General features: G+C 45.2%; 17 protein-coding genes, 1 other RNA gene and 1 pseudogene. 4 read left to right on the top strand and 15 right to left on the bottom strand.

Annotated elements, in window-relative coordinates; genetic code table 11:
- Positions 1–107: 107 nt before the first annotated feature.
- On the top strand, positions 108–701 hold the full coding sequence (locus V5J77_RS01715) for an AAA family ATPase (protein WP_338554064.1): 594 nt from the start codon (positions 108–110) through the stop codon (positions 699–701).
- 23 nt (positions 702–724) lie between these two features.
- Here V5J77_RS01715 and V5J77_RS01710 read toward each other — a convergent pair whose 3' ends face one another.
- The 4 genes from V5J77_RS01710 to V5J77_RS01695 all read right to left on the bottom strand — a co-directional run bounded on the left by V5J77_RS01710 (position 725) and on the right by V5J77_RS01695 (position 6,194).
- Positions 725–1,783: a Gfo/Idh/MocA family oxidoreductase gene (locus V5J77_RS01710; protein WP_338554063.1), complete on the bottom strand. Its 1,059-nt coding sequence runs from the start codon at positions 1,781–1,783 to the stop codon at positions 725–727.
- 57 nt (positions 1,784–1,840) lie between these two features.
- Positions 1,841–2,707 carry a sugar phosphate isomerase/epimerase gene (locus V5J77_RS01705; protein WP_338554062.1) on the bottom strand — a complete coding sequence of 289 codons (867 nt, stop codon included), beginning with the start codon at positions 2,705–2,707 and terminating at the stop codon, positions 1,841–1,843.
- Positions 2,708–3,094: 387 nt separating this feature from the next.
- Positions 3,095–4,024, bottom strand: coding sequence for an Rpn family recombination-promoting nuclease/putative transposase (locus V5J77_RS01700; RefSeq protein ID WP_338554061.1), 930 nt, complete (start codon positions 4,022–4,024; stop codon positions 3,095–3,097).
- A 103-nt stretch (positions 4,025–4,127) separates the two neighbouring features.
- The gene (locus V5J77_RS01695) at positions 4,128–6,194 is read right to left on the bottom strand and encodes a stalk domain-containing protein (protein WP_338554060.1); all 2,067 of its coding nucleotides are present in this window, start codon (positions 6,192–6,194) and stop codon (positions 4,128–4,130) included.
- Between the two features lie 435 nt (positions 6,195–6,629).
- On the opposite strand from V5J77_RS01695, the gene V5J77_RS01690 reads away from it, so the two are divergent.
- Positions 6,630–7,874, top strand: coding sequence for a hypothetical protein (locus V5J77_RS01690; protein ID WP_338554059.1), 1,245 nt, complete (start codon positions 6,630–6,632; stop codon positions 7,872–7,874).
- A gap of 496 nt (positions 7,875–8,370) precedes the next feature.
- Here V5J77_RS01690 and V5J77_RS01685 read toward each other — a convergent pair whose 3' ends face one another.
- Positions 8,371–10,266, bottom strand: coding sequence for an AraC family transcriptional regulator (locus V5J77_RS01685; RefSeq protein ID WP_338554058.1), 1,896 nt, complete (start codon positions 10,264–10,266; stop codon positions 8,371–8,373).
- Between the two features lie 498 nt (positions 10,267–10,764).
- Positions 10,765–13,116 (bottom strand): glycoside hydrolase family 6 protein, encoded by a 2,352-nt coding sequence (locus V5J77_RS01680; protein WP_338556503.1) that lies wholly within the window; start codon positions 13,114–13,116, stop codon positions 10,765–10,767.
- A 730-nt stretch (positions 13,117–13,846) separates the two neighbouring features.
- Between V5J77_RS01680 and V5J77_RS01675 the strand changes: the two genes are divergently transcribed.
- Positions 13,847–14,137: a hypothetical protein gene (locus V5J77_RS01675; protein ID WP_338554057.1), complete on the top strand. Its 291-nt coding sequence runs from the start codon at positions 13,847–13,849 to the stop codon at positions 14,135–14,137.
- Positions 14,138–14,441: 304 nt separating this feature from the next.
- On the opposite strand, the gene V5J77_RS01670 is transcribed toward V5J77_RS01675, so the two are convergent.
- Complete coding sequence (locus V5J77_RS01670) at positions 14,442–14,729, bottom strand: hypothetical protein (RefSeq protein WP_338554056.1); 288 nt, start codon at positions 14,727–14,729, stop codon at positions 14,442–14,444.
- Positions 14,730–14,736: 7 nt separating this feature from the next.
- The gene (locus tag V5J77_RS01665; protein ID WP_338556502.1) at positions 14,737–14,934 is read right to left on the bottom strand and encodes a helix-turn-helix transcriptional regulator; all 198 of its coding nucleotides are present in this window, start codon (positions 14,932–14,934) and stop codon (positions 14,737–14,739) included.
- 148 nt (positions 14,935–15,082) lie between these two features.
- Here V5J77_RS01665 and V5J77_RS01660 point away from each other — a divergent pair.
- Positions 15,083–15,382 (top strand): annotated as a pseudogene (locus tag V5J77_RS01660) (IS1595 family transposase); the annotation flags it as partial.
- A gap of 38 nt (positions 15,383–15,420) precedes the next feature.
- On the opposite strand, the gene V5J77_RS01655 reads toward V5J77_RS01660, so the two are convergent.
- The 7 genes from V5J77_RS01655 to rnr all read right to left on the bottom strand — a co-directional run bounded on the left by V5J77_RS01655 (position 15,421) and on the right by rnr (position 23,467).
- A complete protein-coding gene (locus tag V5J77_RS01655) occupies positions 15,421–15,786 on the bottom strand; it encodes a VOC family protein (protein ID WP_338554055.1) in 366 nt (121 codons plus the stop codon).
- A 234-nt stretch (positions 15,787–16,020) separates the two neighbouring features.
- A complete protein-coding gene (locus V5J77_RS01650; protein WP_338554054.1) occupies positions 16,021–17,163 on the bottom strand; it encodes an SEC-C metal-binding domain-containing protein in 1,143 nt (380 codons plus the stop codon).
- Between the two features lie 200 nt (positions 17,164–17,363).
- Positions 17,364–17,903, bottom strand: a complete 540-nt coding sequence (locus V5J77_RS01645; protein ID WP_338554053.1) for a DoxX family protein — start codon at positions 17,901–17,903, stop codon at positions 17,364–17,366.
- Between the two features lie 652 nt (positions 17,904–18,555).
- Positions 18,556–18,921, bottom strand: a transfer-messenger RNA (tmRNA) gene (gene ssrA / locus V5J77_RS01640).
- A 204-nt stretch (positions 18,922–19,125) separates the two neighbouring features.
- The gene (smpB, locus tag V5J77_RS01635; RefSeq protein ID WP_056032466.1) at positions 19,126–19,605 is read right to left on the bottom strand and encodes an SsrA-binding protein SmpB; all 480 of its coding nucleotides are present in this window, start codon (positions 19,603–19,605) and stop codon (positions 19,126–19,128) included.
- 192 nt (positions 19,606–19,797) lie between these two features.
- Positions 19,798–19,998, bottom strand: coding sequence for a cold-shock protein (locus tag V5J77_RS01630; protein ID WP_028609190.1), 201 nt, complete (start codon positions 19,996–19,998; stop codon positions 19,798–19,800).
- A 274-nt stretch (positions 19,999–20,272) separates the two neighbouring features.
- On the bottom strand, positions 20,273–23,467 hold the full coding sequence (gene rnr / locus V5J77_RS01625) for a ribonuclease R (RefSeq protein WP_338554052.1): 3,195 nt from the start codon (positions 23,465–23,467) through the stop codon (positions 20,273–20,275).
- Positions 23,468–23,582 lie beyond the last annotated feature (115 nt).

The following is a 23,582-nucleotide window of genomic DNA, read 5'->3' as shown; positions in this document are numbered from 1 at the left end:
CAGGCAGGATTGTTGAATCGTCCCTCGAATATTTTTATGAATTGAATAATTTAATGAAATAAGGTTGTCTGAATGAAACGCAAATCATATAGATGAGGGTGATTCATGTGGAGCGAGGACTCATTGTGTTTTTGAACGGAACGTCAAGTGCTGGAAAGACCTCCATATCGACTGAGCTGGTCAATCAGAAGGCGATTTCTTTTTACCATCTATCAATTGATGAATTTTTTAGTCATTACAATGATTTTGTGAATAATAAATTTCCGGATGAACCTACGAGAGAAATTGATCATCAAGTCGTCTCGCAAATAGTTGATCATTCCATATTTTCAGTGTACGTATCCACAATTAAATTGTTATCAGAAATGGGTTTTAATGTAATAGTAGACACCGTAATCGAAAATGACAGGTCGTTTAATGATTTTTATAATGGACTTGTTGATCATCCTATATTATTTGTAGGGGTACGCTGCTCGAAAGAAGAGCTCACAAGAAGAGAACAGAGCAGGGGAGATCGCTTGATTGGACTCGCACATTCCCAGTTCGACAATGTATATTCCTATAATGAATATGATCTTGAAGTCAATACCGAAGAGCTGAGTCCAGCACAATGTGCCGATAAAATATTAAATTTTATTAAGTCCGATCAGGATTATTCTGTGTTTAAAAACTTAAGTAAAAGAGAGATTATTGTTTCATAAGGCCCGCTTATCACCGTCATCTCCTAAAATTGAATTTCACGTCCTTGACGAGCCGACTCGTAGATTGCACAAAGCATCCTCATGACCTCAACGCCATCTTCAACCGGGCTGAGCGTCTCCTTGCGCCCCAAAGCGCTGTCGATAAAATGGTTAATTTCATTGCTAAACGAGCCCATAAAATCAAAGGACTTAGAATCGACCTGCGGCGTCATATTCAGGATCGTATCCAATTTCTCCCCGATGATTGAAATTTCCGGCTCCAGCTCAGCGCCGCCCTTGTCTCCATAAAGCTTGACGGATATCTCGTCCTGCTTGGCATGCAGTGTGAAGCTGACGTCTACCAGCAAGCTTGCGCCATTTTCAAAACGAATCATCGCATTGGCCATATCCTCTACCGTATTCTTCTTCGCATCATAGTCGGCGGCTTTATAAAACGACAGATGGCGGATGTTGGAACGGTTGCCTAAGAGATGGGAAAGGTTGGCGGATACCGACTTGACCTTGGGCTTGCCCATCAAATACCAGCAAATATCAATCATATGCACACCCAGATCAATAACGGGGCCGCCACCGGAACGCGCGATATCCGAGAACCAGCCGCCAGGGTTGCCAAGCCGTCTTAAACAGGATGCTTTTGCATAATAGATTTCGCCGAGCTCGCCCTCTTCGATGAATTTTTTCAGAATTTGGGCATTGTCGCTATATCGCCGCACAAACCCTACTTGCAGGAGCTTTCCACTACGATGCACTGCCTTCTCCACTTCGAGCGCTTCCTCGACAGTTTGGCAGAGCGGCTTTTCGCATAGAACGTTTTTGCCAGCATCCAAGGCGGCAATGCTAATTTCGGCATGCGAATTATTCCACGTGCAAATACTGACCGAGTGAATTTCAGGCAGCGCCAGCAGCTCCTTATAAGAGCTGAACACTTTAGAAGCCTTATATTTTTTCGCCATTTCCTGCGCCCGGCCTTCGTTCAAGTCACAAATGGCGTAGATTTCAACCTCCGAGTTGCTGGCATATGCCTGCAAATGGCAATCAGATATAGAGCCTGCGCCGATGACGGCGATTTTTATTTTGGACATTTTGCTTCCCTCCATGATCTGCTTTTCGGCCTGTTCATTTGCTGCTGGGCTTGATGCTTACGCTTCTTGCCAGAAACGGCGTACGTTGTCCATTGCGATTTTTGAAGCGATTCTGCAATCCTCCATGCCTTCAAACTCAACGGAAATATAACCGTCATAGCCAGACTGCTTCAGCACACGGAACACCCCGTACATGTCGATGTCTCCATGCCCCACTATGGCCCCCCGCAAATAATTGCCATGCGCCGTCTGAAACCAGCCTGCTCCCGGGTTGCGATAGGAGGGTCTATGGTAAAAATCCTTGGCATGAACCATCGAGGCATAAGGAATGTTATTTTTAACAGCGCTTACAGGATCTTCATCTACACAGAGGAAATTGCCGATGTCCAGTGTCGTTTTGAAGTTATCTCGCGCTGTTTCATGCAATAATCGTTGGATTCGCTCACTGGATTGTACATAATACCCATGATTCTCTACGCTTGTTGTAATGCCGAAGCCGGCTGCATAATCTGCAATGGTACGACATGCCTCTGTAAAAATCGGCAGATCCGCCTCAAACTGAGCGACCGTTCCCTCATGCGCGGGGCGGAAAGCGACGTCATGGCGCATGTTGGTGACACCAAGCGCTCTAGCTACATCGACATGCTTCTTGACGGCTTGAATTTCGTTCTCCAGCGCTTTGGGTCCGTCATTTGCAACAAAATTTGCTCCGATAGCATAATTAGAAATGTCGATGCCCACTTCCTTGGCTGTCTGCACAATTTGATCAACCAACATCGGGTTGTCGATTAGGCTATAGCCAATAGGAACAATTTCCACATGCTCCCCGCCTTGCCCCGCGATAAAACGAATGGCATCCAACACGGTCATTTCTTTTTTATCCAAAGCTTGCTGAAGACTATATGTGCTAAGTCCTACCTTCATCTCTTCCCTCATCCTCTCCCGCATGTTTGCAGCCTCACATCAACGTAAACCCTGTTCCTTATAAAGACCTCCAACTCATCCCCTTTTGGTAAAATGAGGCTTGCCAGCACGATTCGTTTTATTAATTTCGTTATGAAATATATGATCTTCATTATGCACCATCAGTCTAATAGGCTGGACACTATACGTCAATTAGAAGTCATCATTGGTTTGTGGTGCCGGAGTGAATTTCATGGGAGGGCTTTTTCTAGCTTCTCTTATTGTTATATGTATGGGTAAATACAAATAGTGCGCACCCAAAAGGATGCGCACTCGAACTTCTTTTTTCATGATGAACTAGACTAAAAATCTCAAAGCAAGCGTATGCCCTTCAAGAACAGTCCTTATTTATTTTTTCAGATCGGCAATTTCCTTCTCCGTTAGCCCGGTGGCTTTGGCTATCGTTGCTAGGTCTATATTTAGGCTTAACATATTCTCCGCCACTTCTCTTATACCCGTCTTCACGCCTTCCTCCATGCCTGCCTTTATTCCTGCCTTCATGCCCTCCTCCATGCCTGCCTTCATGCCTTCCTCCATGCCTGCCTTCATTCCCGCTTTCATCGCGCTATCCATCATGGACGCTTCATCATGCAGATACTTCTGCCTAGCATCGTACAATCGTCTAGCGTCCGAATCCTGGCTCAAATATTGCAGTGTATCCATCGCTTTCTCTAAGCTCGGCTCATTCATTCTCAGTACCTCCCATTGTGATGTATTAGCCCCTTTTAAAAACAGCAGCCAGTTGATCAACCCCCCCTCTGATGGAACGATGCGTTCATCCAGCTTAGGCAGCTCCAAGAAATGAACCTCGATATCATCAATTAAAGGTATTCCTGTCTTATCTTCACGTAAATGAAACACATTATGATATTGATCGTTCTTCAAAAACGAATAGTTTAAAATGTTGATTGTCACGCATTTCTTAAGCTCCGGATATTTGTCACCCTCACTAAGTTGGCTCGCATACCGTTTGCTCCAGTAAAAAAGCGTTCGTTTCTCTATATCATACTTATTGAAAAGCTGCATCTCAATATCTATCAGCTTGCCTTCCGCAGTCTTGGCATAAACATCAAAAATGGACTGTTTATCAAGTGGATCGTCTTTATCCGTATAAGGATTCATAAGAATAATCTCAGTCAGCGGAGGTTCTCCAGCTTCAATAAAAATACTGTTCAAAAACGCTAACAACACATCTTTATTGTTTTCACTTCCAAATATTCGTTTGAATACAAAATCTACACGCGGGTCCAGCAAATCCATCGGCATCGGCATCGGCATCAGCTCCATTCATTATTATTATAACATTTTTCCGTTTAATTGAACCTCGTAAAGAGGTGCCTCAGCTAGGCATTAATCATCAAGCCAACATTTGAAATCATACCTATTTGTTCAGCAACAAAGTATTAGCATCATTGATATCGAACAACTTGCCTTTATTGCTATTCACAAGCTGAATAATTTGCTTATACGCTGGCCCGCTCTTTGGAGCAATTGCATCAAGGGCAACCTTATTCGCCTTCAGCTCGGCCGTTACCTGACTAAGCGTGAAGCCTGACTTTGCAGGAGTAACACTTTTATCATGAACGGAGGCATCTGTTATAAAAATGATTCTTTTGGCATTCTTTCTGCCTGATAACTTGCTCACTGCCATATGGATAGCATCAAGTCCCGACTCCGGCTCGTCCCCTCCACCAGCCGCCTTAAGCTGACCTAAATTAGTTTTTAAGGCATTTTTATTGCTGGTAAAAGAATAAAACTCCAGATTTTTGTTTTGATCAACATAATTAATATCCCTATAAGCAACAATCGCAAAATTGGAGCCGGATGGGACTGAATCTACAAAGTTCCTTACCGTTTCTTTCATATAATCAATGACGCCCCCCATACTGCCCGTCACGTCAAAAACAAACACAATATCCGTAGGAGCGGTAATACCTTTCGATATTTTGGTTAAAATAGGCGATGAACTAGTCGCTTCAGACTCCGCTTCCTTCTCACTTTCCACAGTTGTAGCGATGATCGGCTCACTCTGAAAAACAACAACTGAATTAGCTGCAATGTTCCACTCTACCAATCCGCCAAGTGCCTCGCTCACGAATCGAACGGGAACCATTGTAATTCCATTGACTAATTGCGGTGCTGCGCTCAGCGTAATAGCAACACCGTTCACATAGGCGATTTTAGAACCTATTGTTAATACGATGGTCTTTCCGTCTTTCGTTGCGGTAACCGTTTGAGTAGCGTTATTCCATTCCACTTTTGCTCCCAGCGATTCAAAAATAGATCGGAATGGAACGAGTACATTCCCCTTTAAATTTACCGGAGCTTGGGCATACGCCTGCATATATCCTGAAATAAACACTTTAATCTGTTTAGCTTCATTGTTAATTGGAACGAATATAGGGATTGAAGCTGCCACTCCGCCTGATTGATTAATGGTTTTCAAATAAACATAATATCCGCCTGAGGCCAGTCCTATTTTCCTCAGTGAATACGTTTTAGTACTGCCTGCTTTCACACTGATTCGCTTAACAACCTCACCACTCGCATTTTTGACCATTAAATAAGAAGAGTAGGCAGGCTGTTTAGCCTGAATGGTTATTTTAACTGTAAGCGTATAATTTTTGTTTATCGTAATAGAGCCCGGGTAGCTTTCGCCTCCAAGCAGCTTAAATTCGGGTTCAGCCTCTGTACCTGTAGGTCCAGTACCACCTGAGACAGGACTCTCTCCTGTTTCCCCAGAAGGAGGACTCACCGTAGTCCCTCCAGCAACCGGCTGCTCTGTTGCCCCGCTCGGTATTGGCTCCTCTACTGTCGCACCAGGGGACGTTTGGGTACCCACAATAGAAGTTTCAGGGAAATAAAAGTATATTTTATTATCGGCACTAGGCGCCCGGCGTTTTGCTAATATGGTAATAGTATAATCCTCATGGTTAAAAGCGAACTCCGAGTTGGGAACCTTGTATCCGTCGATTTCGAGAACAACTTTTTTACTCGAATTTAAATTATATTTTGTAGTTAGTTTAAAAACCCTTGTTGAACCATCCCCATAGGAAAGAGCATTTCCTATATATGACCCGCCCGAAATCCCTTCTCCCCATTCAAAGGTTGGAATTATTAAGTATTTTATTGCAAGCTCCGCTCCCGGATCAGGTGCTTTATTAATGGTAATCGCATAGTTATTATAATCAACCGTATATTCCTCAGTTTCAATTTCTCTGGCATTGATAAACAGACGCAGCTTGGTATTACTGGCCGTAATTTTATTGGGAGTCTCGAATTTAAATACACGGTTTTGTCCGTCTCCATCTTCCAGAAGATTAACGAGGTAATCGTTTTGCCGATACTCGAACGAGGCATAGGCACTCGCCGTTCCTGTCCAGGCCTCTATCCCCCCGGCAAGCATAATAAAAACCATGAACAACAAAGTCATTTTTTTAAAATTCATACTCTCTCACTCCGTTTTCGTAAGACATGATGGGTTTAATATTTGCAGCTTATTCCCACGTTTGGAAATGGTAGCTGATACTCACTTTACCATATATAAAGGTTTTCTTATAGAAAAATATCCCTTAATAATTGTGGTGAAATTTTCATATTTTCAGGTTAATTCTTGCATTAATACCGCTTTCTAAATATTAGATCATTTTGCACGAAAAAATAAATACAAGTTAGGTGCTACAGTATTTTTACTGAAAATGAAAAACCCTACAACCTCAAGGTAGCTGTAGGGCTTCTTCATATGTACTCAACTTTTATAAAGAGTTACGCTGTAACCTTCCGTATCGCCTTAGCGTCCATAAATTGACAATCGGCGTTCGGGATGATAGATTGGCGTAATACCTATTTTTATAGGGCATATTATAAGGGCGATTTTACTTTAATGAGAAAGTTTGCTTTACGCATTCAATTATTCGCTCTGATGGCCATTGCGACAACCTTCTTTTCGCATAACGCATCTGCCGCTGACTTCACAGAGCTTCCAGAGCCACAATGGACCATAACGCTTCCAGATCACACATCAACCACTGTTTTAGACAAAAATTATTACTTTCTAGGAAAAAAATATTTCCCTATCGTTTCTGAGCATAACGGTTCACGTACTGGATATATGTTTCAATATTACAACCCCGGCGTAAAAGGAAAATCCACTTACAAGATGATGGCTTTTGACGATACGACAGGAAAGCAAACATGGACACGCAACTCGCCACACGCGTACAATGCATTCGATATAGACCGTAAAGGAAACCTGTACTATGTAGAACAGGTGAAGATCGACAAGAAAACTTACAGAAAACTAGTCGCCCTTGATTCTAACAATAAGCAGCGATGGGTAAAAACCCTTGCTTCTAGCTTTAATTGGTACGTGCTTGATGATGGGCGTATCGCCATAATTGATACGATTCAAAACAAGAGCCATTTAGTTCTTTATTCAACGGAGGGCAAACAGCTTCTTAATAGAGAGTATGATGGCATTATACGGCACATCCAAGGTAATTATGTCGGCTCCGTTAACTATGTAGGGGCTGCTACGATTTTAGATATCTATTCTATTTCCGCTAACAAAAAAATGACGACTGCTAAATACCCGCAGGATTATTTCAGCTATATACATGCCGAATTTGATGTTCTCAGTGGCGGAACACTGCTTGTTCCGGTATTAGATGCAAAGACCGGAATTGAAACCTTATACGGCTATTCACCTGATGGAAACAAGAAATGGAGCCGTATTATGCCAACACCTGACTCTGATCGCAAAGATAGATTGTTTATGTCCATAGGGAATCACTATCTCGTTCAGGATAAAAACACGCTTACCGTATACGATACAAATAATAAGCTTGTCGCAACGAGAACTTTTGATAACATGCCTGACCAATACACCTTGCAGCCATTAGGAAGCCAGAGCATTGCCTTCGGTGGCGTCGAATCCAAAGGCTACTGGTATGATTTCGAAAAACCTTCAAAAGCAGTGTTCTACGTAGTAGATGCTCGCACGCTCAAAACGCAAAACGCATTAATTCTAGAACAAGCTCGATTTGCCGAGAGAAACATTCGCTTCCTAAATACGGATACCTTTTATCTGGATATGGGTACGCGCCTTGCGAAGTATGAGTTGAAGTAAAAAACACTTGCTCATATATTAGCTATACGTAATGGTATTTATAACTAACGCTACGACAGAGGGAGTTTAGGGCACTATTTTTGTGATTCAAAGCCCTCTGTTGTTTAGTAAAGTTCTAGATAAACTTTCAAACACGTTCGTGAGAATAACCGCAATGATGACAGCCGACCACAAAAGGCCAGATTTTATGATTTTAAATAGGAGTCTCCATCGAGTTAGAAAGAGCAAATCTTTACATCCTCCCACTATAAAGTAATTATTCATCCTTCGATAAAACCGCAAGCATATCCGCCTCAACGACACCTGATTTTTTTCATGGTTAAGAATCGAAAAATCAAAAGGTTTATTAAATTCACTTCTAAAAGTTTTAGCGAGTCCATTCCCATATTTCTTGCCAAATAAAAAAACACTGACTATAGGAGTCAATGTTTTTTATGTGAAATATTTTGGATGCTCTACCATGAGGTGAGTCAGGTATTAACAACTATTTTGCTTATTATTTTTCACCTTTAACCAGCAAATCAACGATGATATCCAACTGATGGTCTACTGAGATCGGATCACTGAGAAGAAATGTATCGAAATCAATATTGTAGATCTTTCCTGCTTTCCCTGCTGGAGTGTTTTTAATGAGCTTCTCCACTTTCTTCAATTGTTCCTCTGCCCCTTCATTTACAGCTAGAAATAACCGATCGCCTATGAAATCAGGAATGACCTCGGTAGATATTTCCCACGTTTCGCCATTGATGACGTCCGTCTTTACTTTTTCGGTTGGCTTCAAACCCAGATACTTGTAAAGAATGTTGCCGCCCATGTTGGTATCACCGTAAATAAAAATAGCATCAGGACGTACATTTAAAATCGAAAAGGTTTCATCTGCCCCAATTAACGGGCTAACCTTCTCCTTATAATCGGCTATTTTTGCCGCAAATGCCTCATTCCATTGCTTGGCTTCCTCTTGCTTGCCAAGAATATCACCAAACATTTCAACATCCTGTATCGGATCGTTGTGCTGCTCTACAACAATCGTTGGGGCGATCTGGCTCAGTGCTTCATACCCGCCCTCTACAGCCTCTGCGAATGGTGCCGTTGTAACAATCAGATCCGGATCAAGCGAAAGAATTTTCTCAGGATCAGGAGGAACACCAACATCTTCAATTCCGGAAGTATCGCTTAACAGCGGGTTACTCAGAATGTAGGTGGTTGCGCCTACTGGCTTTACGCCAATTGCCATTAGCTCACCCAAATGAAAGAGACTGACTACCCGCTGAGGGTTCACGGGAATTTCCGTTTTGCCTTTCAGATGCTCGTAAATACGCGTTTTTGCAGCTGCGCTTTCTGTAGCGACTCCTGCTGAAGCAGGCTGGGAGGCCTCTGCCCCTGTATTGCTGCTTGTCTGACATGCATTAAGCAGCATAGCTGTGCATAATAGCAGCATGGCGCCGAACGCCGGTCTTGAAAATCTAAACATTGATGCTTCCCCTTCCACATTGCATTGATAACAACTCTCATTCTCATTATGGGAAACTAGCTGCGGGGAAACAATAGACGATTTTAATAGACGTAATGGATTATTCTGAACCACCTGCCGATTGCTCTCTCTAAATTGAAGAGGTGAATGGCCGGTATGCTTTTTAAACAAGCGGCTAAAATAATAGACATCGGCATAGCCAACGCTGCTAGCTATTTCCTGAATACGCGCCTCCGACTTCAGCAGTAGCTGCTTCGATTTGTGAATTCGCACATGAATCAGGTATTCAATTGGACCTGTTCCTATCTGGTTTTTGAATAAGCGAGATAAGTAGCTCGCACTGCAGCTGTAGATCCCGGCTAATTTCTCGGCTGTAATCGAATCCCTGTAATGCTCCTGAATATAATGAATCGCTTCGGTTACCAGGTTCGGTCTGCTGTTTTCCATTTTTAACGTGCGGATTTGTCGCATAACCTCGTATACAAACGGCAGAAAGAGAGATTGCGCCTGAAGCTTTTCCATTGGGGCGGTTTGCTGCCACAGGTCATTCATCGCTTTACACTTCTCCTGCAATGGCAGCAACGCAAAAGGAGTGACAGCATAAGGCGCATGGAAGCTCTCCCGCTCCTCCGGCGATTCACTGTCGGCTTTGTACACAATCAAATAGCATTCAAAGTCGTTTCCTTGCGGCATAATCCCCAGCTCTGCTTCCTTTCCCCCATGCAGAATGTGCGGTGCCCGAGCCTGATAGATCGCTCCCGACAACCCCACTCTCGCCTCTCCACGAGTGGTAACTACGAAAAAGCTCGAATGCGCCACATAGCGAGTGGGAGGCGTGTCATTTTCAACATTATACTTTCTAATACCCAGCAGTCTAACGGCGGCCCGGCTCCACCGTTCGATATGGGCTTCCCAATCCATACGCTCTCCCTCCTTCTGTCTCACTTAAGCTGCCCTGCTTCATTGCTTGTTTCATAAATAGTATCACATAAATAGAAAAGACACTCGGCAAGGGGAGTCGAGCCCCTGTAGGAAGATCATGCCACACCAGCTTCAAAAAGCATTAGCCTAAAAATTCAGCTCTGATGCCCTGATAACTAATTTATCAAGAGTCGTGCGTATACCTGGCTTTTTCCATATGAAAAATCCTAAAAGCCCTTTTATCGTAAAGGTTAGGCAACTGGGCAGGAAAAAACCTTTTTCTCAAGAGGAAATCATTCAGCGTTATGTATTAAAACCTTTTAATTAACTGATATAAATGGAGCTAAAAATAGCTGTTAGTATGTCCAAAAATAGTTGAGGGGCGCTTCAAAGTCATGAGCATGACTTTGAAACGCCCCTGCATGGTGATGATGGTCTGCGTAAGTCTTTATCTCCAACTGATTTGTTAATCAGCTTTGGAGATTCTTATCTCGTGCTTTAAGGCTCAATTCCCCAAACTAGGCTGCCGCCTTTATAGAGGGTCACCTTATTCCAGTCCTGATAAGATGTTTTGGTTGAATCGTAGGAATAATCATTCGTTTCGTCAAAGTTGGTCCAGTCCGTTTTGTACATGCGGAGCTGGATATCCCCGGATTGTCCACCTGCCTGAATCGCACCGGCTCCGGAAGTAAAGCTGAGCTCTACATACGTATCGGTAAACGTGCGCTGGATGTTGGTACCGCCAATCTGAGCCCAGTCAATGGCTGAGTCCATAGCTGCGGTGCCTTCCTTTGAGAAGTAATAACGGATTTTCAGATCACTCAGATTTACAGCCGTGCTGCCATTGTTTTTGATATTGAAATACGGCTTGATCTGGTTGTCTGTCGCGTTGCTATCTCCAGCACGGTATTGCAAAACCAGATCGCCAGTAGGAACAACCACGCTTAGCGGAGTTGCGGAAGCAACGGCAGAATTGGCACTTTCACCCGCAGCGTTCACAGCACTTACAACATAGTGGTAGGTCGTGCCGTTGGTCAAACCTGTATTCGTGTAAGATGTGCCGCTCACATTGGCAGCAACCGTAGTGAATGGTCCGGCCGCACTCAGCGCGCGTTTCACGTTATAGCTCGTCGCCCCTGCGGAAGCCGTCCAGGACAAGCTGATCTGCGCATCGCCTGCTGTGGCCGTCAATGCAGTAGGTGCAGCAGGAGCGGTCGCTCCAGCTACCGGCACAGCACTTTTCACAGCCGAGTTCGCACTTTCACCTACCGCATTTACGGCACTGACCACATAATAGTAGGCTGTTCCATTGGTCAAGCCTGTATTGACATACGATGTGCCGCTCACATTGGCGGCAACGGTTGTGAACGGTCCGGCCGCGTTCAGCGCGCGTTTCACGTTATAGCTCGTCGCTCCTGCGGAAGCCGTCCAGCTCAGTGACACCTGTGCATTGCCTGCTGTCGCAGTCAGTGCTGCCGGAGCCAATGGAGCGGTAGGTTCGCCGACATTAGTAGCTGGAAGAACAGGGAATGCGTTTTGCACCAGCATGACGAATTGATCATGGAACCAGTGGCCGGATACTGGAGCGTTAGGAAGCGCACCCGTCAATACTCCATCACTAGTTATATACGTTGGATCACACATCCGGTCGAACCCCTTGCCTTCATTGTTCGGAATTTCCGAACTGGAGCCATCAGATTCACCTGGAGGCTTCACCCACACATAGGCATCCAAATGGGCAGGCCCTGGTGCCGCCTTAGGTGCTTCACCTATACCTGCTCCACTGTTGTTACACCAGTTCCCCCGGTGATTCCGGCGATCGACACGCCCAGAATTTACATAGGTGTTAATATCACTGCCTATAGCCGTTGTCGGACGATTTACCCCTCCCCAACCATTGCGGCTCGTATCAATCAGGAAGCCTACGCTGGCAGGCCAGCCTGCCTGTACAAAACCGCTATACAATGCAGCCGTAAAATCGGTTTCATCAAAATACGGATTCCACTCATAATACTTGGATGACCTGATCGGTTGTCCTCCGATGTTCAGATCCGGGTTGGACAGATTCGGTTCATTCAACGGTGTGCTGTTCGCCGTGTTGGTAATGAAGCCGTCTACGCTATTCAGACCAGCTGCCGTCCCTTGGACAACGCTCGTATACAGCGAGATTGTAGCTGTCCGGTTGTTGTCCCATCCGAGCCAGCCGGAGTGACCGATATCCAGATAGTTGTACACATTCGGAATGGCATGCAGCTTGTCCAACGCATATTTTACGCCAGCTTCGTAGATGCCTGTCGAACTGGCTTGAGCACAGGCTGGTGTATTGAGATTGGTGACCAGGTTAGGCAAGCTGTCTGGTTCAATAATGGCAATGATGCGAATGTCCTGATACTTGGGTTTAGCAAAAATACTTGCGATAACATCAATATAGTCCGTTTTGTACGTCTGCAATGCGGCCAGCGTCAGTGGTAATTCACCATTGGATGCAAGCGCATGGCAGTCCCGGCCCGGCAGATTGTAAATGACGAATGAAGCGGTAATCGGAGTGCCTGCTATCTTTTGAGCCAGAGCAGCATCCAGATGCTCCTCGATGCTTTTGCGTCCGGCATTGTTCGCTCCGCCATTAATGGCGTCAATTCGGTCAATCCAGACTGCCGTTGGATAAGATTTAACCGTTTCCATCTTTGCCTTTAGCGACGCATCACTGGTAAGCCCGATGGATGAATCGACAAGGCTGGAATAATCCGGGTTTAGGTACCCCGTAGCTCCGACAAACGGATTATTCTGATGCGCTTCCGCAGCCTTAATCGTCCCCGGGGCCATGCCATAGAAAATCCCCCCGACAAGCATAGCGATTACAAGTATTTGCTTAATACCTTCGTGGAGAGACTTACCGGCATTAAATTTGGTTTTTAATTTTGTCATCATGGATCCACCTTTCCTTTGGTTAAATTTATTACATATTCATAATTGATCCTCTGTGTCAACATGATGTGTATGCATCCTAGAGAACGTGCGGATGAACTGTGGTTTTTCACCTCCGGCTAAAAATGATTGCGCTTGCAACAAGACGAGCAGATCCCCTTTAAAACTGCAAACAGAGAAACAGAAGTGGGTGACTGAATATGCAGATCAGTTTCCTTGGTGAGGGGTACCGCTTGTGGGTAAATGCGGGTGATCATCAGTGTACAAGCTTCAGGACATGTAACTGGGCCTCAGAAAGGGAAGCGCTTACTTATTGAAGCTTTAAAAAAGGCTGACCCTCGATATAGACCTCAGAGCGCATGTTCACCTCCTTATGGATCTAATTATACTTTATGGATATATTGCTGTAAATTGGATTAATTAAAATTAATGATATTTAATTCCAAAAGGTGGTGATTTTAGAGAGTTCGCTCTATATGATGATTGCAGCCGCATACTCGCCTTTCACTCAGGTTGTCGACGACTTAAAAAACCTATGAAAGCGTATATACTCTAATATAATAATTATTTTTTTCTTAACAACTCGTATTTTATTTGATAATTAAATTATTATTGTGTATTTCGGTATAATTCAATGCTGACGAGCCTATGATCGGTGTTAATCAAGATAGTTGTCGCGATTATATATAAGATAGCTGAGTTTGGACTCTGCTTTAATAGCGCTCGTTTTTTTCGAATCATGCCCTACCTTCTTCATACAGGCCTCAATTGCGCGTTGCCCTTGACCAATGAACAGCATCACTCCCCTGAAGAACAGCTTCAAACCATTATGGAGAAAACCCCGACCTTTTTTGCGGTCGGGGTTTTTATTGTGAAGGCCAGAGGAGTTGAAGCACTGACCGAAGATCAGGCCACACGGCTTTCTACGGGTGTAGTTACAGATTAGATGTCACACTTTTATCAGTATCCAACAAGAGCAGATTTAGACCAAACAGGTATTGCCTCTAAACAATTGGTCAAGTTACCCTGCATGATTTCCGCAACAATTAAAGGCTCGTATGTATTCTCAATGATGATAGCCTGATCTGCAATGGCTAAAAGATTCTGTAATGACTAACCCTATCGGCAACGAATATCGTCCACTGCAATCCAATGTCCACCTTGCTCGACACGAGATGTAGCACGGTCTATATGCATTTGAACGTCCTCAAGGCCTTATAGTATATGGCTATAACTCTCTTGACATCTGACTATATCCTTTGATTTAAAATTATGGCCGTTAGTGTAAAGGCGAGATGGGCTACAAGCAGATCGATCAGAATGGCCTCTGTAAAGTATTCATTTACAACTTCAAAATGCAATAATTTAGAAAGTATAAATGTTGCAAGCAGCGTCACCATTAGGACATAGTAGGCATACTTGAAAGCATACATCATAATCAAGTTGTAGCGCTCATCCTTTTCCCGCGGAAAAACAAACAAAAAATATAAGCTGGACAAAAAGAAGATAAACAAAGCGGCCGGCAGCAAATAAGTCATAACCAGATCACTCACCCCCTTTCGGTTGTTGAGGGAGATATTGGAATACGTCCTCAATTCCCACCTCGAAAACCTCTGCAATGCGAAATGCTAAAACTAAGGAAGGATTGTAGCGATTTGCTTCAAGTGAGATGATGGTCTGTCTACTGACACCGACTAGATCGGCTAAATGCTTTTGCGACCACCTTCTTTCGGCACGCTGCATATAAATGTTGTTCGATAATAATTCTGACAAGTTACCCCCTCCTTTATAGACATTGTAATTTATTTTTTACTTAAGGTCAATTATATATTACAATAGGTTAAAAATAAATTACAGAATCCATTAAAAATGATGTGAACGCCGAACCTAAATTAGCGGAACTCCTCTCTCTGGCACACACAATCAAGAAAAGTGGATGCGTTACTCCTTGATGATGGTTGGAAACAAAGGGAAGTCATTGCCCAAAATTGCAGTTGAACTCGAAATCCATGTTTCGACCGCATTTTATTGGAGACTCAAGATATTAAATGCCTTGCGTTCATTGGGTCACTCTCGTTTGAGTGGCATTGTAGAAAGCGATAAAACTTATATTATGGAGCGTGAAAAAGGCGAAAAGGGTGGCATCGCCCATCGCAAACCTCGTAATCATGGCGGTAAAGCCAAGAAACGAGATTCACCACCATTAGCACATTTAAAATGTCTGATCGGTTACTTACCAACTAATACAAATACATTCCCATCAGGAGCTTCCATTACGGCAATATGCCCAGATTCGGTTGCAAAAGGAGTCCTAATCCATTGGATTTCTTCGTTTTTATTTAACTCATCATATGCTTGTCGAACATCTTCAACATAGATTTCAATTTCGGTAAAGTTATTTTCAGGGTGATTACTCAATACAAGTTCAGAACTATCTTTTAAAGGGAATTTTAAACCTATCAATGTCCAGGTCGAACCGTTATCTAAGCTACGTTCTATCTTCCAGCTTTCTGTTAAGCCCATTGAAATGTAAAACGAGAGTGATTTTTCAATATCTTTTGTATGAATACACACGCATTCTAATTTCTTAAACACATGATACATCTCCTTTTATAAGTAATTTAAGAACAAATGTTCCTATTTAAATTATACCACTATTTCCATCATGTAAAGCAACAATATTATAGAACACCGCCTAAAGAAAACAACAAAAACCCACAACCTCTTGCGGTTGTGGATTTACATGGTGGAAATGAACTGCGACGGTGCAAAACCGTAATTCATCTGGTCGAGCTTGAGGCACAGAACAATATTTATCAATCAATGACGCTATAGACAGCACTTCTTATACTTTTTCCCGCTCCCGCACGAGCACAGATCGTTTCTGCCAATTTTCGAGGATGCCGCCGTGTGTTGAAGCACATTGTTGGCATTCGTGCTCCGACTCCGCTCCTGGCTTAGTTCAGCAGGGGTATAACCGCGATTGGACCACATTCTAGTCGTATTATTGACCTGAATAATTAACGGCACAATTTCATTCAGCTGCTTCTTGTTCAAACGAATTTTGCGGCGCTCAAACTCTTCCATGATGACGCTAAGTGGCTCTTCCATTGAACAAACAAGCTGAATATCATCAATGATCGCCTCAGCCATCTGCTCAACTTTGCCCAAGTGCTGCATGATATAGTTCTTCAACGCTTCTAGCTGCGGCGTCATCTCGAAATAGTCAATCTCCGCATAACGTAGCAGCTCTTCCTTAGGAGGAATGTAGTACGGCTTGTCCTTCACGCTCTCCAAAAACTTTTCATATTCGTGCAAACTTTCTTCATCTAATTCATCGTTAAATAGCATCCCATGCTGTACATTCCAAGTCCGCACCTTATCAGAGACAGATAAGCACACATGATTAAACTGCTCCTTCGTCAAGCTGCCCTCATTCTGATCATTAATAATTTCTATGAGCTTCTGTACGGAGATAATGCCATACAAGTTAGACGCAGCCTCTGAATATCGCAGAACCAACTGGCTTACGGTGCGTTCTTGATTGAATGATTTCAAATCCAGCTTCTGATATGAGGCCTTAACTTCCTCCGGCATGACGAAGTATAGCTTATCCTGCTCCAGGAAACTGAATACCAAGCCTTTATCCATTAAAAATAAATAAGCATCCGCAAATACAGTATTGTCCTGAATATACGGAGCCTTGAGAAGCCGGCTCATCAGCTCCCATTCCTGCTTCTCCGCTGTAAGGAAAGCAGCGCGCACTTGAGTTACATCTGTAATTCGATCGTAAAGCGCATCCACAAGCTCCTGCTTCTTCAGCTTGGAGCGACCCGCTAGCGCGCAATTAGCCGCAATGAAATTTAAACGATCTTTAGTTAACTGCGCAAGAATACCCTTTAAGCTCGTCACAACCGCACCTTTGATCGCATTGTTAATATTCAGTTGCAGCATTTCTTTTTCCAATTCCATTCCTAGACCCCTTTACTATGAAGCTACATAGTTAAATTGTACCCTAATTCACCTCACAATTGAAAGGAAGGATTGGCGTCTCGAAACTGGAGCATAGAAGCTACTACAACGACTTTAACCTGATATTGAAAGACGACAAGCAAGAACCCCCATCGTATGGATCGCACGAGGAGGTTCATTTTTTCCCTGACGCAGTTTAGTTAGTGGGCTTTTGCGGTGCCGGTAGGTGTGTATTTTCCGCCCCCATCAGGCTTCCTAATCTTGAGTGTTTTACGCAAAAGCGGAAGCAGGTAGTAGTCCAATCCATACCGCCCTGCGTTGGTGCCTGCAATGAGTACAATTCCACCGAGAAGAACAAGCCATGGGTTAGTGTTTAACGTTCCTGCGAACATGAACATGAAGTTCATCAAAAGTCCGAAGAAGGCTGCCGCGGCCGTTAACCCCCCGACTATCAATCCGATGCCCACGAGTAATTCACCAATTGGGATGATGAAGTTAAAGAGCTTTACGTTTGGCATCGCGAAGTGCTCGATGAAGTTTACAAAGTTCGGATACACCAATTCTTGAGTCGTTTTATCGGCTACCGGGTTATTGATTGCGTTTGTCAAAAACCCGGTGGCATCGAATCCGCCCGTTAATTTGTGCCAGCCCCCTACAACCCATTGGTAACCGAGGTAGACACGAACGAACACCATAAGCATTGCAACATATTTATTATTTTTTAGCCATGCTAACATCATAATCAACTCCAATTATATTGTGATTTTTTTCACATATTATTTTAAAAAGATAGGTATTCTTCCTTCTTACTTGATAAACTAGGATGTTCTGAAAGACTAGATCGCTTGAACCAGGAACGCTTTGGATTGTAATTTTTCATGATTCATTCTTCCTCTCTTCTTGCTGCTAAGCATTGCTTTCTTCTTGCACCTTTAATATAACATACTTTGATACATATGAATGTGAAAAATTTCACAACTTTGTGAACTCTCAAAAGAATTTGTACGGAGGCGTAAGCTTTGCTCTGAAGTACCATCCATTAACAGTACATCCTCTATGGTATTTAGTGCCTAAGCTGCTTGTATGCCGATAAAATTATACGTGATGCTCATCGGATTTGTCATGGAGGATTTCATTGATATTCTTATTTTTAAAAATAATTCCCTTAGACTTATTATGAGTTCTAGGGAGAGTTCTGGAGAGAGTTCTGGAGAGAATTCTAGTCATATTTGTATGGTATTTTTCACAGCACATAGTTCTGAGTAGCGATAATTGTGATCTATGATTACTGTCATATCACTTTAATTATATGACTTTCTAAACCTTTCTAAACCACCATGTAAGCAGCACAAACAAAAAAGACACCTGACACGGTGTCTTTTCTGATAAGGTTGGTGGAGGCGAGGGGAGTCGAACCCCTGTCCGAAGATCACGCCACACAGGCATCTACGGGTGTAGTCACGATTTTGATGTCACCTAGGAGGACGCCTCGTAACCGGCTTCTTCCAAGGTCAGCCTGATTGTCTTCTTCAGCTCACCCCAGGCGGAGATGAGACAGCGTATCCCACTACTTGTTAGCCCCTAGTCTAGTCACATGGGCGATGCTAGGTAGGAGCACGCTCACAGTTTCTTAGGCTGCGAAAGCGTAGTTTGTTTGTTGTTTGCCATTTAATAGGCTTTAGCGTTGATGAAGTGGACGCGTCCCCACTACCCGCAACCCGCGCTCGTCCTATCCCCGTCGAATCCAAGAACGCCCCCGAGTTGGCATAAATGACTCATCCTAGCCAGCTCATAAGAGCCGCAAACAGATCATCATTTAGCTAAGAACTTGCTTCGTTACTTGCTTAGTATAACACGATTCAAGGATTAATCCTTAAAATGTTGTTGGAACCGTTAGTAAAATTCAACACGCTTTCCTTTAAAACATACGTTTGCTCTGAACTGCGCCTGCGCACAACACGATTAACGTATAATCTTCTGCTTCTCGCGCAGCGCCCGCTGAATATCGCGCTGGGCATCGCGTTTTGCCGCGGAATCGCGTTTGTCGAACTGCTTCTTACCTTTACCTAACCCAATCAGAAGCTTCGCGTAGCCATTGCGCACATAAATCTTGAGCGGAACAATGGAGTAGCCTTCCTGCTTGGATTGGCCGAGCAGCTTGTGAATCTGAGCTTTATGAAGCAGCAGCTTGCGGGCACGCGTCGGATCCGTTGGATTGTGACGATTCCCCTGCTCGAAAGGACTGATGTGCAAATTATGGATGAAAATTTCGCCGTTACGTATCGTCGCAAATGCGTCGCTTATATTGGCTCGTCCGTTACGGAGCGATTTAATTTCCGTCCCCATTAGCACCATTCCCGCTTCATACGTGTCTTCGATAAAATAATCATGGGAAGCTTTTTTATTTTGTGCAAGCTGCTTGCCGTCGTTTTTCTTGCCCATTCTTATCACCTCGACATCATTATTAGCTCCAGAAACTTGAAAAAGCCGCTAGATATATATTGTAGCAATTTTTGAAAATGAAAGCAAGAAAGCAGCTGCCATATTGTAAAATATGGTTTGCTCGTCAAGACCATAAAAAGCCGCTCCGACCTTACGGTCGAAAGCGGCTAAATTTCGCAGTTGATTAAACTACTACAGTTTTACTACGTTTTCAGCTTGTGGTCCGCGGTTGCCTTGAACAACGTTAAATTCTACGCGTTGTCCTTCTTCCAGCGTTTTGAAGCCTTCGCCAGTGATTGCGCTGAAATGTACGAATACATCGTTGCCGCCTTCAACTTCGATGAAGCCAAAGCCTTTCTCAGCGTTAAACCATTTAACTGTACCTTGTTGCATTTGTAAAACCTCCAAAAATAAAATTAATATGCGCCTGTTTCGTTTTGAGAAACAAAAAATTCACACATTGAAAAAGGTTCATGACTGTAATGACACCCTTTTCAATATGTGAATTCAGGTCCATATCATCAATTGCTTTGAGTGTACTATACCCATATTCAAAAAGCAAGCGACAAGCTTAAATAATTTCTAAAGCTTGGCCCGCTGTACCAGCGCTGCTGAGCCTCTGTATAAGGGGCAGCGCTGATGCACGGGAATTTTCAACGATTATGTTTTATTTACGTTTTTTTCTAACAAAAGCAGCCGTTGAATTGCCGCCTCCGCTCTTCTTCTTACGCTTTCTCTTAGCCGCGTCTCCGCCTGCACCAGCAGCGTCTCGCGAAGCATGACCGCTAGGATTCGCGCCGTTTGACGCTGAGCCTGGCTGCGCCGCCTGACGACGCTTGCCGCCTTCAAAGCCACGACCAGCTCCGCCGCCGCTTCGCTCGCCGCCATCGCTGCGACGGCTGCCGCCTCTAATCGGCAGCCCCCACATATCCGTGCGCGGCGCGCCTTCGCCTCCGCGCCCATCGCCTCGATCCTGCGGCTCCGCCCGCACGATCCGCTGCGTCTGCTCCGCCGGCGCAAAGCTGCCGCCGGCGTCGCCCCTGCGCCCGCGGCGCGGCGCGTTCCCGCCGCCGCTTGCGCCTGGCGCAGCTCCGCGCCCAGCGCCCTTGCGCTGGCGCTTCGCGCCTTGGCCGGCTCCGCCGGCCTGAGCAGCTGAGCTCCACCACAGCTGCTCCTCACCAGCGCCGCCATCCTGGCGCTGGCTCTCTCCCGCCGGACGGCCTAGCGCGTCCGGCGATCCCATCGCGGCGCCATCGAACTCGCGCCGCTGCCCCGCACCAAGGTCGTCGCGTTTACCGCGACGACGCGTCCCAGCAGCAACCTCCTGCTGCCACGGGTTCTGCCCGTTACCTGCTTGGCCGATGCTATGCTGGCCGCCATCTCTCACTCTACCGCTGTTTGCCGCTCTTCCGTCTTTCCTATTTTTCCCTGTTCTTCCACCTTGCCCATCAGCCTTAGCGCCTCTTGCTCCGTTGCCTGCTCCAGAGCCACGCACACCATTACCCGCATTGGCGCCTTTGCCTTTAAAGCCACCATAGCCGCCATTTCCGCCTCTGCTGCCAGCTGCGGTATTATCGCCCCTCGCTCTAGCGTCGGTTCCCGCACCGCCACCGCTGCTGCGTCCGCCTTTGTTAAAGCCGCCGCTGCGCCCGCGCCCGCCGCGCGATGCGCCGAATCCGGCATCAGCGATGCCTTTAAAGCCGCTGCGAGGCTTCATATCGACCATTTCAAAATCAATCGTATGATCATTCATATTTACATTGCCAATACGGATTTTCACCTCATCGCCAATTCGGTATACCTTAGAGGTGCGTTCGCCGATAAGCACCATGTGCTGCTCTTGGAAGTGGTAATAATCATCCGTCAGATCGCTCAGACGAATAAGCCCCTCCACTGTATTATCCAGCTCGACAAACATCCCAAAGCTCGTAACACTGCTGATGATCCCATCGAATTCCTCACCGATTTTATCCAGCATGAATTCGCATTTTTTCATCTGCTCAGTGTCACGCTCAGCATCGGCAGCTACCCGCTCGCGCTCAGACGAATGCTGAGCAATATCTGGCATACGAGCAGTCAACGCCTCATTGCGCTTCTCGCTAAGCGCTCCACCGCCTTCCAGCACCTCACGAATAATGCGGTGGATTACCAAGTCAGGATAGCGGCGGATCGGCGAAGTGAAATGCGAATAAAATTCCGCAGCCAGCCCAAAATGTCCCAAGCTTTGCGCATCATATTTCGCCTGCTTCATCGAACGAAGCATAACGGTGGAAATAACCGTCTCTTCCTTCGCGCCTTTAATTTCCTCCAGCAGCATTTGCAGCGCACGCGGATGAACCGAGTTGCCTTTGCCCTTCACAACATAGCCGAAGTTCGCGGCAAACTGCATGAAATGCATCAGCTTCTCCTGATCCGGGTCTTCATGGATTCGGTATAGGAAAGGAACGCGCAGCCAGTGGAAATGCTCGGCAACCGTCTCATTCGCCACAAGCATAAATTCCTCGATAATCTGCTCCGCAACGGAACGATCCCTTTTCACAATATCGACAGCCTTGCCCTGCTCATCAACGATGACCTTCGATTCCTGAAAATCAAAATCAATCGCGCCCCGCTTCATCCGCTGCTTGCGAAGCTTCATCGCCAGCTGCTCCATCAGCGTGAACATATCCAGCAAATCGGCGTAACGCTCCCTCAGCTCAGTCTGCGGCTCTTCCTCGGTTGCAGTCAGCAGCTTGCGTACATTTGTATACGTCATGCGCTCCTTCGTACGTATCACGCTTGTGAACACATCATGACGTACGCGTTTCAGTGTTTTGGCTTCAAACTCCATCTCACAGGAAAGCGTCAGCCGATCCACCTGCGGATTCAACGAGCATATGCCGTTTGATAGACGATGCGGCAGCATCGGAATGACTCGGTCCACCAAATAAACACTGCAGCCTCTGCGGAAAGCTTCCTGATCCAGCTCGGAGTTTTCACGCACATAATAGCCCACATCCGCGATATGGACGCCCAACAAATAATTGCCGTTGTCCAGCACCTTAACATGGACGGCATCATCGAGATCCTTGGCATCCTCGCCATCAATCGTCACAATGACCTCATCCCTCAGGTCACGACGCCCCTGCTGAACAATTTCTTCCTCCGTTATCGAATCAGGAGCCGCTTCCGCCTCTGCATCGACCTCTTCCGGGAAGCCTTCCGGCAGCTGATGCTTGCGGATAATCGACAAAATATCAATGCCCGGGTCATCCTTATGTCCGAGAATCTCAATAATTTCTCCTTGCGCCGCTGAACGGCCTTCCGGATAGGTTACAATGCGCACGACAACCTTTTGTCCAGATACGGCGCCTTTGAATTCATTTTTGGCGATAAAAATGTCGCGGTTAATCCGTTTGTCATCCGGCACAACAAAGGCATACACTTCATGGCTTTCAAAAGTGCCGACCACCTGTGTAACCGCTCTCTGTACAATGCGGACAACCTCGCCCTCCAGACGGCCTCCCGCCTGGCTCTTGGATGTCACACGCACAAGAACTATGTCTCCGTTCATCGCGCTGAGCTGGTCATTGGCATGAATATAAATATCAGGATGCTCTTTGTCGTCAGGCAGCAAAAACGCAAAGCCTTTCGCATGAACCTGTAATTTCCCCCGCAGCAGGTTCATTCGTTCTGGGACGCCATAACGGTCATTGCTCGTACGAAGGATTTTTCCGCTATCCTCCAGATGGGTAAGCAGCTGCAAAAAAGCTTTAAAATCAACAGCCTCCATCACGCCGAAATGCTGCTCCAGCTCCCGATAAGTCATCGGTTTATAAGCGGTCTCCCGCATAAAATCAAGCAATTCCTGCTCTTGTATCATTAGTTTCCTCGTCACCTCATATACCGGAGGCCATTCTATCAGCACTTGCAACCGGTTGATAGATTATCATATATCATTTAGTATACACGAAATTACCCAATCGCATCCGCGAAAC

It is taken from the genome of Paenibacillus sp. KS-LC4, from assembly GCF_036894955.1.
Taxonomy (GTDB): Bacteria; Bacillota; Bacilli; order Paenibacillales; family Paenibacillaceae; genus Pristimantibacillus.
This window is presented reverse-complemented; position numbering and strand designations above follow the sequence as displayed.

Excerpts from the sequence above, each read along its gene's own strand:
- V5J77_RS01710 (WP_338554063.1), bottom strand. The coding sequence starts at position 1,783 with ATGTCCAAAATAAAAATCGCCGTCATCGGCGCAGGCTCTATATCTGAT.
- V5J77_RS01705 (WP_338554062.1), bottom strand. The coding sequence starts at position 2,707 with ATGAAGGTAGGACTTAGCACATATAGTCTTCAGCAAGCTTTGGATAAA.
- V5J77_RS01700 (WP_338554061.1), bottom strand. The coding sequence starts at position 4,024 with ATGCCGATGCCGATGCCGATGGATTTGCTGGACCCGCGTGTAGATTTT.
- V5J77_RS01695 (WP_338554060.1), bottom strand. The coding sequence starts at position 6,194 with ATGAATTTTAAAAAAATGACTTTGTTGTTCATGGTTTTTATTATGCTT.
- V5J77_RS01690 (WP_338554059.1), top strand. The coding sequence starts at position 6,630 with ATGAGAAAGTTTGCTTTACGCATTCAATTATTCGCTCTGATGGCCATT.
- V5J77_RS01685 (WP_338554058.1), bottom strand. The coding sequence starts at position 10,266 with ATGGATTGGGAAGCCCATATCGAACGGTGGAGCCGGGCCGCCGTTAGA.
- V5J77_RS01680 (WP_338556503.1), bottom strand. The coding sequence starts at position 13,116 with ATGCTTGTCGGGGGGATTTTCTATGGCATGGCCCCGGGGACGATTAAG.
- V5J77_RS01670 (WP_338554056.1), bottom strand. The coding sequence starts at position 14,729 with ATGACTTATTTGCTGCCGGCCGCTTTGTTTATCTTCTTTTTGTCCAGC.
- V5J77_RS01665 (WP_338556502.1), bottom strand. The coding sequence starts at position 14,934 with ATGCAGCGTGCCGAAAGAAGGTGGTCGCAAAAGCATTTAGCCGATCTA.
- V5J77_RS01650 (WP_338554054.1), bottom strand. The coding sequence starts at position 17,163 with ATGGAATTGGAAAAAGAAATGCTGCAACTGAATATTAACAATGCGATC.
- V5J77_RS01645 (WP_338554053.1), bottom strand. The coding sequence starts at position 17,903 with ATGATGTTAGCATGGCTAAAAAATAATAAATATGTTGCAATGCTTATG.
- smpB (WP_056032466.1), bottom strand. The coding sequence starts at position 19,605 with ATGGGCAAGAAAAACGACGGCAAGCAGCTTGCACAAAATAAAAAAGCT.
- V5J77_RS01630 (WP_028609190.1), bottom strand. The coding sequence starts at position 19,998 with ATGCAACAAGGTACAGTTAAATGGTTTAACGCTGAGAAAGGCTTTGGC.
- rnr (WP_338554052.1), bottom strand. The coding sequence starts at position 23,467 with ATGATACAAGAGCAGGAATTGCTTGATTTTATGCGGGAGACCGCTTAT.